The following is an 11,986-nucleotide window of genomic DNA, read 5'->3' as shown; positions in this document are numbered from 1 at the left end:
ACTCGACGAGTCAGAGTCCGTCCACCCACCTGCCGAACGCATCGCGAAACTCCGACGAGAGCGGCAGCGGCGCGAGAGCGATGTTCGGATCCGCTGGCAGCGGCCCGAGCTCGCCCAACATGTGCGAGCTGTTGGCGAAGTGCGCGAAGTCGAGGTCGGTGTGCCCCAGGGCCACTCGCACGTTCTCGACCTGTCCGCAGGAGACGTTGAGGTCCTTGTCCGAGCAGGTCAGGAACGAGGAGTACGTATCCGGCAGTGCGGCAGCCAGATTCGCGGGGTCCGTGGCATCGGCTTCGCGCAGGAAGGTGGCGCTCTGCCGCAGTCCCAGACCGTCGACGATCGGGTCGGGCTCGGCGGACAACGCCCGCCCCGCGCGGATATCGGCGACGGCCTGGGCGAAGCGATCCCGGGACGTAGCCGCCTGCGCCTCGGTGAACTGGCCCGTTGCCACGGCTTCGCCGATATTACGATCGACCTGCGCGGTCAGCAGGTCGAGGTATCGGATCGACAATGGCTCGAGCAGGCCGATATGGGCGAACGCCGCACTGTCGGCATCGGCCAGACGCAGTGCCGTGAGCGCGCCCTCGCTGTGCCCGATCACCGTCGTGCGATCCGCCCCGACACCGGTCCGCTGTTGCAGGAATGCCAGTGCGTCCGCAGCATTGTCGACCTGCGCGTCGAAGCCGGGAGGGTTGTTCGGATCCGCACCGGCCAGTCCGGTACGACCGCTACCGAGCTTGTCGAATCGCAGGCTCGCAATGCCGCGCCTGGACAGCTCGTCGGCAACGTACGCGGTCGTGTTCAGGTGCAGATCACCGGAGTTTCCGTTGCGATCGGTCGGCCCACTGCCCGGCAGCACCAAAGCGACACCGCGGGTTTCGCCGACGGGCATACGAAGGCTCCCGTACAGGGTGATGCCGCCGGACTCGAAGCTCACTTCGGAGTCGAGCGCATCGTCCGGCGACCACGGAACATTGATCGGAGCAGCGGCTGCGGTACCCGCGCCGACGAGAAGGAGCATCGACGCGGCCAGTGCGGCCAGCAGTTTTCCTGTACGCAGCATGCAGCCAGAGTAACAATCCGACCGCCCGTTCGGGTACTGCTCGCTACCGATGCACGACCGACGAACACTGTAAGCTGCATCACATTTCACCGCTATCGACAGGCCCAGAGGAGCAGTCCATGAGCGAACGGTCCGGCGTTGCCGAGTACATCGAGCAACCCCATCTCGCACGCCGGAACAATTGGAACAATCAGGTTCGACGACACGCCCTGATGCAGCCTGCGGCCGTGGCGCTTCGGTTCCAAGGGCGATCGATCAGCTGGCGCGAACTCGACGACAGAGTGTCGCGGTTCGCCGGCGCACTCGCCGGTCTCGGCGTCGGATTCGGTGATCGCGTGCTCATTCTCATGCTCAATCGACCGGAGTATCTCGAGGCGGTGCTGGCGATCAACGCACTCGGCGCACTGGCCGTGCCGGTGAATTTCCGTATGACTGCACCGGAGGTGGCGTTCCTCGCGCAGAACAGCGGGTCCACCGTAGTGATCACCGACGAGACCCTTGCACCTCTGGCCGAAGCAGTGGTCGCACAGAGTGATTCACTGAACGCCGCCGTCACCGTCGGGGAGTCGTACGAGACCATGCTCTCGGGCAGCGAGCCTGCGCACATCGTCGACGTCCCCGACGACGCTCCGGCACTGATCATGTACACCTCGGGTACCACCGGCAGGCCGAAGGGTGCGGTGCTGACCCACGCCAACATGCAGGCACAGGCGCTCACCTGCATTCGGGCACTGCAGATGAACGCCACCGACGAGGTCGGCTTCTGCGCGTCGCCGATGTTCCATATCGCCGCACTGGGCAGCCTCGCCCCCAGTCTGCTGCTCGGCATTCCGACCGTCGTCCACCCGGTGGGCGCTTTCGATCCGGGAACGCTGCTGGACGTCCTTGCGGCCGAAGGGGTCACCAACCTGTTCCTCGTCCCGGTGCAATGGCAGGCCATGTGCGCCGAGCAGGCGCGTAGTCCCAGAACGCTTGCGCTGCGGGTTGTTTCCTGGGGCGCCGCACCGGCGTCCGACACAGTCCTGCGAGCGATGTCGGAGACCTTTCCCGATGCGCTGAACGTGGCGGTGTTCGGACAGACCGAGATGTCGCCCATCACCTGCGTGCTCGACGGAGTCGACGCCCTGCGCAAGATCGGCTCGGTCGGCCGCGTGATCCCGACCGTGTCGGCGCGCATCGTCGACGACGAGATGAACGACGTGGCTCCAGGCGAGATCGGCCAGATCGTCTATCGGGGACCGACAACGATGCGTGAATACTGGGAGAACCCGGACGCGACGGCCGATGCCTTTCACGGCGGATGGTTTCATTCCGGCGACCTCGTGCGTCAGGACGAGGAGGGCTTCGTGTTCGTCGTCGACCGCAAGAAAGACATGATCATCTCCGGCGGCGAGAACATCTACTGCGCCGAGGTCGAGAACGTCCTGTTCGCTCACCCCAGGATCCGCGAAGCCGCGGTGATCGGCCGGCCCGACGAGCGTTGGGGCGAGGTACCCGTTGCGGTGGTCGCTCTGCACGATTCCGAGGGTGCGCCCGATCTCGTGCTCGACGAATTGATCGTGTGGCTCGGCGACCATCTGGCGCGGTTCAAACACCCCAAGGAACTGGTCGTCGTCGACGCGCTCCCACGCAACGCGAGCGGCAAGGTTCTCAAGGTCGCCCTCAGGAAGTCTTACGCTCCGGCAACAGTCTGACGACCCCCATACGAGGCGTCGAACACCCGCCGTTGCGGGGTCCCGACGGGCCGATGTGCTGGTCGGGGCACACCACGAATCGGATAGGACGTAGCCTGGCTGGGAAGGTTCGGTGGTTCGACCGTGAATGACACCCGTGTTGTTCGGTTAGATTGGAAGAGCCACCAGGCACGATGCAAGAGGGTCGAGACCTGTCAACGAGCGACGGGTCACCACAATCGAGGAGAACAGGCCATGGCTTTACCAGTACTGACACCGGAACAGCGCACCGCGGCGCTGGCCAAGGCGGCCGAGGCACGCACTGCGCGGTCGAAGCTGCTCGCATCCGTCAAGTCCGGCGAACTCAGCGTCGCTGACGTTCTCGCCAAGGCGGAGAACGACGAGATCGTCAAGAAGACCAAGGTGTCCGCCCTGATCAAGGCCCTGCCGGGTGTTGGATCCGTGCGCGCCGCACAGCTGCTCGAGCAGCTGTCCATCGCCGATACCCGCCGTATCGGTGGCCTCGGTGCCAACCAGCGCGAAGCACTGCTGGCTGCCGTCGCATCCTGATTCGCAACTTGCGATAACGCGCTACCCGCAGGGCTAGCATTTCGACCATGAACGTCGAAGTGACCCTGCTGCCGGGAATCGGGGTGCGGAAAGATTTCGCCCTCGCTTCCGGGCGTCGCATAGGCGTCATCACCCGCAAGGACGGCGCGAACGAGTTGATCGTCTCGCGCAAGGACGACCCCGATGCGACGCAGGCATCGATCACGCTGAGCAATGAGGAAGCGGCGGCCCTGGGCAATCTGCTCGGGTCGCCGCAACTCATCGCTCAGCTCGGGGAAGAGCATCGTGACCTCCCCGGAATCAACACTCGCCAACTTCCCATTCGCGCGAATTCGCGGTTCGTCAGCCGCACACTCGGTGACACCGCGATGCGCACCAAAACCGGGGTGTCGGTCGTTGCTGTCATGCGCGCCGGCCAGGTACAGCCCTCCCCCACCCCCGACTTCACACTGGCCGCCGGTGACCTGCTGGTCGCCGTCGGTACCGCGGACGGACTGGACGCAGCAGCCAAGTTACTCGGCAATGCCTGAGATCAGTCGGGGCTGAGCAGTGGCCGAGAGCGCCCTTGCCCTCACCGAGCTGGGCGCAGTGTTCTTCGTTCTCGGACTTCTCGCCCGTCTCGCGGGACGTATCGGTGTCTCCCCCATCCCCTTCTATCTGCTCGGCGGTCTCGCATTCGGCAACGGCGGCATCATCGACCTCGGCGGCATCGGCGAGTTCAGTGAGATCGCCAGCGAAATCGGCGTCATCCTGTTGCTGCTTCTGCTCGGACTCGAATACACCGCCGCCGAACTCGTCACCGGACTCCGCCGATCCTGGATGGCTGGACTGGTGGACATCGCACTGAACTTCGCGCCGGGTGCAGTGGCCGCGCTGCTCCTCGGCTGGGGCGGGGTCGGAGCGCTCGTGCTGGGCGGCGTCACCTACATCTCGTCGTCGGGCATCATCGCGAAAGTGCTCACCGATCTGGGCCGACTCGGAAACCGCGAAACGCCGGTCGTGCTGTCGATCCTGGTGTTCGAGGACCTGGCGATGGCCATCTACCTGCCGATCCTCACCGCGGTACTGAGCGGAGTGAGTTTCCTCGGCGGTCTGGAAGCCCTCGGAATCTCACTGTTGGTCATCACCTTCGTGCTCGTGGTCGCGCTGCGCTACGGCAGGTTCGTCTCCGCCATCGTCGACAGCCCCGACCGCGAGGTGGTCCTGCTCAAAGTCCTCGGATCGGCATTGCTGGTAGCAGGCGTCGCGTCGGAACTGCAGGTCTCCGCGGCTGTCGGTGCGTTCCTGCTGGGAATCGCGATTTCCGGATCGACGGCCGACAACGCCACCCGCATTCTCGAACCGCTCCGCGACCTGTTCGCGGCGATGTTCTTCGTGGTGTTCGGGCTCGGTACCGACCCCGCAACCATCCCACCGGTGCTCGGCTGGGCCGTCGTGCTCGCGGTCACGACGACAGCCACCAAGGTCGCTACCGGCTGGTGGGCGGCGGGGCGTCAGGGAATCGGGAGACCGGGCCGACTACGCGCCGGTGCGGCTTTGGTGGCGCGCGGAGAGTTCTCCATCGTCATCGCCGGATTGGCCGTCGCCGCAGGCGCGGTCGAAGGCGAACTGGCAGCCCTGGCGACGGCATACGTGCTGCTGATGGCCATTCTGGGACCGATCGCCGCCCGCATCGTCGAACCGGTCGCGCGGGTAGTACTACGCACCAAGCCCGCGGTGTGATTGGCTTTTCGACATGGCAGAGAAGCGGACGGCTCTGAGGCGACGGCCGCAGTTGTCCGAGGAAGTCGCAAGCCACGTCCGGCATCGCGTGATGTCCGGTGAAGTGAGCCCGGGCGACTTCATCCGACTCGACGAAACCGCCGCCGAACTCGGGGTCAGCGTCACCCCGGTCCGCGAGGCCCTGCTGACCTTGCGAGGTGAGGGCATCGTCGAGCTCGTCCCACACCGCGGGTACAAGGTGTCACCGCTGACGCCGAACGACATCGTCGACATCTTCTGGTTGCAGGGACGGATCGCCGTCGAATTGGTGCGGCGCGCCGCACCCAAAATCACCGAGACCGAGCTGGATCAGCTCGCTGAACTCACCGCAGCGCTGTCGACTGCCGTCGAGAACGGCCGGGTCGAGGACGTCGAGAACATCGAATTCGAGTTCCATCGTGTGCTGAACCGTCTGGCCGACTCGTCCAAGCTGGCGTGGTTCCTCAACAACGCCACCCGATACACCCCCACCCGCCTGTACGCGACCGACCGCGAGTGGGGACGAGCAGCAGTGCGCAACCACGAGGAGCTCATCGAGGCACTGGTTCGAAACGACATCGACGCCGCCTGCGAATTGATGAAGCAACAATTCACAGACGGCGCCGAGAGGTTGATCGCGCACCGCGGGTGAGCGCTACGCGCAGGTGAGCGGAACCTCGTAGTGGGCTACGAGTTTCCGCTCACATGGGTCAGCGCAGCGACGCGGGAACCTGGAAGCGATCGCCGTACTTCTTCGCCAATTCGTCTGCACGAGTGACGAATCCGGCCTGACCACCCGGGTAGCCGACGACGTACTGGTGCACGCCGCCTGTCCAGGCCGGGAAGCCGATGCCGAAGATCGAGCCGATGTTGGCGTCGGCGGTGGTGTTCAGCACACCCTCGTCGAAGCACTTCTGCGTCTCGATGGCCTCGATGAACAGCATGCGTTCCTTGAGGTCCTCGAACGGAATGTCCGCCGAACCCGACTTGAACGCATCACGCAGTCCGGGCCACAGGCCGGCGCGCTTGCCATCCTCGTACTCGTAGAAGCCCGCGCCCTTGGCCTTCGACGGACGCTCGAACTCGTCGACCATCTTGTCGATGACCTCGCCGGCCGGGTCCTCGGGCGGAGTTCCACCGGCAGCCTTGATGGCGTCGTAGGTTTCCTTGCGGATCTTCTGCATCAGGTTGAGCGTGAGTTCGTCCGAAAGCTGCAGTGGCGCAGCCGGGTAACCGGCCTGCAGACCTGCCTGCTCGATGGTCGACGGCTCGACGCCCTCGCCCAGCATCGCGATGGCCTCGTTGATGAACGTGCCGATCACGCGAGAGGTGAAGAAGCCACGACTGTCGTTGACGACGATCGGGGTCTTCTTGATGATCTGCACCAGGTCGAATGCCTTGGCCAAGGCCGCATCCGACGTCTTCTCACCGCGGATGATCTCCACCAGCGGCATCTTGTCGACGGGTGAGAAGAAGTGGATTCCGATAAAGTCTTCCTGACGCTTGATGCCCTGGGCCAAGCTCGTGATGGGCAGCGTCGAGGTGTTGGAACCGAGCAGCGCCGTCGGATCGACGAGGTCCTCGATTTCCTGGAACACCTTCTGCTTCAACTCTTCCGACTCGAAGACGGCCTCGATGACGAGGTCAGCGCCTTCGACGTCCTTGGCATCGGCCGTCGGGTGGATACGCGCGAGCAGAGCGTCGGACTTCTCCTGCGTGGTCTTGCCACGAGAGAGCGCCTTGGCCTCGATGGCCTCCGAGTACGCCTTACCCTTCTGCGCCGACTCGATGGCAACGTCCTTGAGCACCACGTCGATTCCAGCCTTGGCACACACGTACGCGATGCCCGCGCCCATCATGCCCGCGCCGAGAACCGCGACCTTGGTGAAGGTGGTCTTCTCGATGCCGTCGGGACGGGACTTGCCGGCGTTGATCGCCTGCAGATCGAAGAAGAACGCCTGAATCATGTTCTTGGACACCAGACCGGTGACCAACTCGGTGAAGTAACGCGACTCGATGGTGCACGCGTTGTCGAAATCGACCTGCGCACCTTCGACGGCGGCGGCCAGAATCGCGCGCGGAGCCGGCATCGGTGCACCCTTGATCTGCTTGCGCAGGTTGGACGGGAATGCAGGCAGGATCTGCGCGAGCTTCGGGTTCGACGGCGTACCGCCGGGGATCTTGTAGCCCTTGACGTCCCACGGTGCGACGCCGCCCTCCGGGTTGGCCTTGATCCAGGCCTTGGCGGTGGGTACCAATTCGTCGACGCTGCCGACCAATTCGTGAATCAGACCGATCTCGAGAGCCTTCGCCGGGCGGAACCGGGTGCCCTGGGCGAGGACGGTCATGAAGCCGGTCTGGATACCGAGAAGTCGCGTGATGCGGGCAACGCCACCGCCACCGGGCAGCAGTCCCAGCGAGACCTCGGGCAGACCGATCTGGACACCGGGAACATCGGCCGCGATGCGGTGATGCGTCGCGAGGGCGATCTCGAGTCCGCCGCCGAGTGCAGCGCCGTTGATGGCGGACACAACCGGCTTGCCGAGCTTTTCGATGCGACGCAGCTGCCCCTTGACTTCCTGGACCTCGTCGAACACCTGCTGGGCGTCCTCCGGCTTCGCTGCGATGAGCGTGTGCAGATCGCCGCCGGCGAAGAACGTCTTCTTGGCGGAGGTGATCACGACGCCGGTAATGGAGTCCACCTCGGCCTCGAGGCGGTCGACGGTGGCACCCATCGAGCCCTTGTACAGCTGGTTCATCGTGTTGGCGCCCTGGTTGGGGTCGTCCATCGTCAGGACGACAATGCCGTCGGCGTCCTGGTCCCACTGAATCATGTTGTCAGACATCGTAATACCTCAGACTCGCTCGATGATGGTGGCGACGCCCATGCCGCCGCCGATGCACAGGGTGATCAACGCGTATCGGCCGCCGCGACGCTCGAGCTCGTCGAGCACGGTGCCGGTGATCATGGCTCCGGTTGCACCGAGCGGGTGACCCATGGCGATGGCACCGCCGTTGACGTTCAGCTTCTCGTTCGGGATCTTCAGATCCTTCTGGAAACGCAGCACCACGGAGGCGAACGCCTCGTTGAGCTCGAAGAGATCGATGTCGTCGACCGTCAGGCCCGCGGTTGCGAGAACCTTCTTCGACGCCGGGGTCGGCCCGGTCAGCATGATGGTCGTATCGGCACCACTGGTCGCGGTCGCAACGATGCGGGCCCGCGGAACCAGGTTCAGGTCCTTACCGGCCTGCTCGCTACCGACGAGGACGAGAGCCGCGCCGTCGACGATGCCGGAGCTGTTGCCGCCGGTGTGGACGTGCTCGATCTTCTCGATCCAGTGGTACTTCTGCAGCGCGACGTCGTCGAACCCGCCCATGGCCGCGATACCCGTGAAGGCCGGGTTCAGCTTGCCGAGCGATTCCACGGTGCTGCCCGGACGCATGTGCTCGTCCTGATCGAGGATCAGCAGGCCGTTCTGGTCGGTGACCGGAACGACGGATTTCGCGAAGTAACCACCCGACCATGCTGCAGCGGCACGTTCCTGGGACTGCACGGCGTACGCGTCGACGTCCTCGCGGGTGAAGCCCTCGATGGTGGCGATGAGATCGGCACCGATGCCCTGCGGGGCGAAGTAGGTGTCGTAGTTGGTGACGGGGTCCATGGCCCACGCGCCACCGTCACTGCCCATCGGCACGCGCGACATCGACTCGACGCCGCCGGCGATGACCAGTTCGTCCCAGCCCGAACGCACCTTCTGCGCGGCCAGGTTGACCGCTTCGAGGCCGGACGCGCAGAAGCGGTTGAGCTGAAAGCCGCCGACGGTGTCGGGCATCTTCGCAGCGAGCACAGCCGTACGAGCGATGTCGGCACCCTGATCTCCGACGGGTGAGACCACTCCGAGAATGAGGTCGGAGATCCGGTTCTCGTCCATGTCCGGGAAACGTCGACGAAGCTCGTCGATCAGGCCGGTCACCAGGGAAATGGGCTTCACCGAATGCAGGGAGCCGTTCTTTCCCTTACCTCGGGGAGTCCTGATGGCCTCGTAAATGAATGCCTCTGTAGTCACAGCGCGCAGTTCCTTCCAGATACTCGATCTTCTCGCGGTCGCCGTCGCGGCCGACCGCATCGGTGCGAGGCCATGGCAGACCTCAGCTCATGCCACAGTAGGGCCGCGAGAAGACCCGGCGTAAGGACCGAAACGAGCGTTGTAGATGACCCGACGCTCCGGTTCAGGTTTGAACGACCTGTGCGTGGGACACTCCGAAAGATCAGATTTACCGAGCGTGGAAGAAGACCGACCATGGAAACCGACAACGAATTGACCGTGGGTTCGCGCGTCAAGGTACACATTCGCACCCCCGGCACCGACGAGAACGCCGGCCAGGAAGCCTACGAATCGGGCGCGATCGTCGAGGATTTCGGCGTTCAGGCAGCCGACACCACATCGCGCGAGTGGGCCGTGGCCAGGCGCTGGGCCGTGGCATTGGACAGCGGGCGACTCGTGTTCGCCGACAACGAGGATCTCACCGTCGGCTGAATCAGCCGTCTGTCAGGTCTCCTTGAGCGGTACCGCTCCCAATTCACTGACCAACAGCTCCATCGCCACCGTTTCCGGGTCGCGGCGAACCGTCGGATCCGCAGGCTCGGCCGCAGCCTTGAGCAGCTCTTCCTCGTCCTCCGGCGTCTCCGGTGGCGGTGGGCCTACCGGCTCCGGCTCGTCGGGATAATCCGGTGCCTCGGGCATCGGTATGTCGGCGTCGCCGGTCGATCCGTCGCCCGCTGATCCGAAACCGTCCGACGTGGGACGGGAAGCCCCTGCCTGGCTCGGCCTCGAGAACTTCGGCAGCGACGCGGGTTTCGCTGCCGGTTCATCTTTTTTTGCTGATGCCGCTTCCGGTGGGGCCGCCGCCCCGACCAGACACACCACCGACCACTCCACCCCGAACACATCACGCAGAGCGTCGCGAATGACGTCGGCGTTGCGAGGTTCCTCCAGCCGTTTGGCCAGCGGTGCCGAATCGTGGCCGAGCGTGATGGTGCCGTTCTCGACGGTGCGCACCGAAGCGCCGGAGAGCATGACCTCGACGGTCCTGCTCCGGTCTCGCACCTTGGTGCGTACCTCGGACCACACCGCGCGCACCGCAGCCGCGTCGGGTTCGTTCGATGCAGCAGCAGGAGCCGCCGCAGGTTCCGGTTCCGGCTCGAATACAGGTTCCGGTTCGGGGCCGTAGTCGTCCTCCGGTTCCGGGGGAAAGTCCTCGTGTGACACGGAGGCAGCTGGGCTCCCGGTCTGCTGCGCTTCAACGGAATCCGACGGAGTCGAATCGGGGTCGGGTGCTGCTGTCGGCTCTGGTTCCGCGACGGGCTCCGGTTCCGCGACGGGCTCCGGTTCCGCGACGGGCTCCGGTTCCGCGACGGGCTCGGGGGTCGGAGACGGCTCGGGCGTCGTGACAGGTTCCGGAGTCGGAGCGGCGGGCACCGGTTCCACAACCGGCTCGGGTGCCACAACAGGGGTGGGAGCGGCCGGAGCTGGTGGTGTCGGTACCGGCGCGGGTGTCGCTTCGGCAGCCGGGGGCCGTTGGGACGGTCGCTGGAACTTGCTCGGCGGGGCTGAACTGGGCGGGGTGACACTCGATGGTGCCGAGCTCGACTGCGCCGAATCGAACGCGGACGGCTGCTCGGCGGCGTGCACCTGCGGTCGCGTCGGATCGGCCGCTGCTTGCGCGACGGCTGCCTGCTCCCCCGCCGGCAGGGTGACATCGAGTCGACGTTCCACACGCTCGAGTCGTTGCAGCACAGCCGATTCCGCATCGGAGGCCGAGGGCAACAGCATCCGAGCACACATCACTTCGAGTAGCAGACGCGGCGCAGTGGCACCGCGCATCTCACCGAGGCCCGAGTGCACGATTTCGGCATAGCGGGTCAGCGTCGCCGAACCGAGCAGATCCGCCTCGTCACGGAGTCGTTCGAGGACGTCGCCCGGCACGTCGACCAGCCCGCGCTCACCGGCGTCGGGCACGGCCTTCATCAGGATCAGATCTCGCAGCCGATCGAGGAGATCGACGGCGAAGCGGCGCGGGTCGTGGCCCGCGTCCATCACCTTGTCGACGGTGCCGAACAGTGCGCCGCCGTCGCCCGCAGCCAATGCGTCGACGGCCTCGTCGATGAGTGCGACGTCGGTGACGCCGAGCAGCGACAGAGCCCGTGGGTACGTGACGCCCTCGGGCCCGGCTCCGGCCAGCAACTGATCCATGACGCTGAGCGAGTCACGGGGCGAGCCGCCGCCTGCGCGGATGACCAACGGATAGACCGCATCCTCGACCGGGACCTGTTCCTGGCCGCAGATCTTCTCCAGCAGAACGCGCATCGTCGACGGCGCGAGCAGCCGGAAGGGGTAATGGTGGGTACGCGAGCGGATGGTGGGGAGCACCTTCTCGGGCTCGGTGGTCGCGAAGATGAAGACCAGGTGCTCCGGCGGCTCCTCGACGACCTTGAGCAGCGCGTTGAAGCCCGCCGGGGTCACCATGTGGGCCTCGTCGATGATGAAGATGACGTAGCGCGATTCGGCAGGGGCGTAGACCGCTTTGTCGCGCAGATCTCGGGCATCGTCGACACCACCGTGGCTGGCTGCGTCCATCTCGACGACGTCGAAGTTGCCGGGGCCACCGGGTGCGAGTGCAACGCAGGAGTTGCACACTCCGCACGGCGTCGACGTCGGCCCTTCCGCGCAGTTCAGCGATCGGGCGAGGATGCGCGCCGAGGAGGTCTTTCCGCAGCCGCGTGGGCCGGAAAAGAGGTAAGCGTGGTTGATTCTGTTGGAATCGAGCGCCACGCTGATCGGCTCGGTGACGTGCTCCTGGCCGACGACTTCGGCGAACGTCGCTGGACGGTACTTCCGGTAGAGGGCCACGCCCGAAAGGGTACCGGCGACCACGGACA

The 11,986-nt window shown here is 65.3% G+C and carries 10 protein-coding genes; 6 read left to right on the top strand and 4 right to left on the bottom strand.

What is annotated here, in order from left to right:
- Positions 1–10: 10 nt before the first annotated feature.
- Positions 11–1,063, bottom strand: a complete 1,053-nt coding sequence (locus CH305_RS11465) for an alpha/beta hydrolase (protein WP_094703772.1) — start codon at positions 1,061–1,063, stop codon at positions 11–13.
- Between the two features lie 119 nt (positions 1,064–1,182).
- Here CH305_RS11465 and fadD5 point away from each other — a divergent pair, with 119 nt between their 5' ends.
- The 5 genes from fadD5 to CH305_RS11440 all read left to right on the top strand — a co-directional run bounded on the left by fadD5 (position 1,183) and on the right by CH305_RS11440 (position 5,698).
- Positions 1,183–2,757, top strand: coding sequence for a fatty-acid--CoA ligase FadD5 (gene fadD5, locus CH305_RS11460; RefSeq protein WP_179278266.1), 1,575 nt, complete (start codon positions 1,183–1,185; stop codon positions 2,755–2,757).
- A gap of 234 nt (positions 2,758–2,991) precedes the next feature.
- Positions 2,992–3,306 carry an integration host factor, actinobacterial type gene (gene mihF / locus CH305_RS11455; protein WP_008712632.1) on the top strand — a complete coding sequence of 105 codons (315 nt, stop codon included), beginning with the start codon at positions 2,992–2,994 and terminating at the stop codon, positions 3,304–3,306.
- Between the two features lie 47 nt (positions 3,307–3,353).
- A complete protein-coding gene (locus tag CH305_RS11450) occupies positions 3,354–3,836 on the top strand; it encodes a cation:proton antiporter regulatory subunit (protein WP_027494547.1) in 483 nt (160 codons plus the stop codon).
- A 19-nt stretch (positions 3,837–3,855) separates the two neighbouring features.
- The gene (locus CH305_RS11445; protein WP_094703771.1) at positions 3,856–5,028 is read left to right on the top strand and encodes a cation:proton antiporter; all 1,173 of its coding nucleotides are present in this window, start codon (positions 3,856–3,858) and stop codon (positions 5,026–5,028) included.
- 13 nt (positions 5,029–5,041) lie between these two features.
- The gene (locus tag CH305_RS11440) at positions 5,042–5,698 is read left to right on the top strand and encodes a GntR family transcriptional regulator (protein WP_170944701.1); all 657 of its coding nucleotides are present in this window, start codon (positions 5,042–5,044) and stop codon (positions 5,696–5,698) included.
- Positions 5,699–5,756: 58 nt separating this feature from the next.
- Here the strand turns inward: CH305_RS11440 and CH305_RS11435 are convergent, their stop codons facing one another.
- Together CH305_RS11435 and CH305_RS11430 are read right to left on the bottom strand one after the other, a co-directional pair.
- Complete coding sequence (locus tag CH305_RS11435; RefSeq protein WP_094703770.1) at positions 5,757–7,892, bottom strand: 3-hydroxyacyl-CoA dehydrogenase NAD-binding domain-containing protein; 2,136 nt, start codon at positions 7,890–7,892, stop codon at positions 5,757–5,759.
- A 9-nt stretch (positions 7,893–7,901) separates the two neighbouring features.
- On the bottom strand, positions 7,902–9,113 hold the full coding sequence (locus tag CH305_RS11430; protein WP_032379975.1) for an acetyl-CoA C-acetyltransferase: 1,212 nt from the start codon (positions 9,111–9,113) through the stop codon (positions 7,902–7,904).
- Positions 9,114–9,347: 234 nt separating this feature from the next.
- On the opposite strand from CH305_RS11430, the gene CH305_RS11425 reads away from it, so the two are divergent.
- Positions 9,348–9,584: a hypothetical protein gene (locus CH305_RS11425; RefSeq protein ID WP_032379974.1), complete on the top strand. Its 237-nt coding sequence runs from the start codon at positions 9,348–9,350 to the stop codon at positions 9,582–9,584.
- Positions 9,585–9,596: 12 nt separating this feature from the next.
- On the opposite strand, the gene CH305_RS11420 is transcribed toward CH305_RS11425, so the two are convergent.
- Positions 9,597–11,957, bottom strand: coding sequence for a DNA polymerase III subunit gamma and tau (locus tag CH305_RS11420; protein ID WP_094703805.1), 2,361 nt, complete (start codon positions 11,955–11,957; stop codon positions 9,597–9,599).
- Positions 11,958–11,986 lie beyond the last annotated feature (29 nt).

Source organism: Rhodococcus sp. 15-649-2-2 (assembly GCF_002258645.1).
Taxonomy (GTDB): domain Bacteria; phylum Actinomycetota; class Actinomycetes; order Mycobacteriales; family Mycobacteriaceae; genus Rhodococcoides.
The sequence above is the reverse complement of the archived record's forward strand: the minus strand, read 5'-3'. Positions and strand labels throughout refer to the sequence as shown.

Coding starts and splice junctions, on each gene's coding strand:
- fadD5 (WP_179278266.1), top strand. CDS start 1,183: ATGAGCGAACGGTCCGGCGTTGCCGAGTACATCGAGCAACCCCATCTC.
- CH305_RS11440 (WP_170944701.1), top strand. CDS start 5,042: ATGGCAGAGAAGCGGACGGCTCTGAGGCGACGGCCGCAGTTGTCCGAG.
- CH305_RS11465 (WP_094703772.1), bottom strand. CDS start 1,063: ATGCTGCGTACAGGAAAACTGCTGGCCGCACTGGCCGCGTCGATGCTC.
- CH305_RS11435 (WP_094703770.1), bottom strand. CDS start 7,892: ATGTCTGACAACATGATTCAGTGGGACCAGGACGCCGACGGCATTGTC.
- mihF (WP_008712632.1), top strand. CDS start 2,992: ATGGCTTTACCAGTACTGACACCGGAACAGCGCACCGCGGCGCTGGCC.
- CH305_RS11425 (WP_032379974.1), top strand. CDS start 9,348: ATGGAAACCGACAACGAATTGACCGTGGGTTCGCGCGTCAAGGTACAC.
- CH305_RS11450 (WP_027494547.1), top strand. CDS start 3,354: ATGAACGTCGAAGTGACCCTGCTGCCGGGAATCGGGGTGCGGAAAGAT.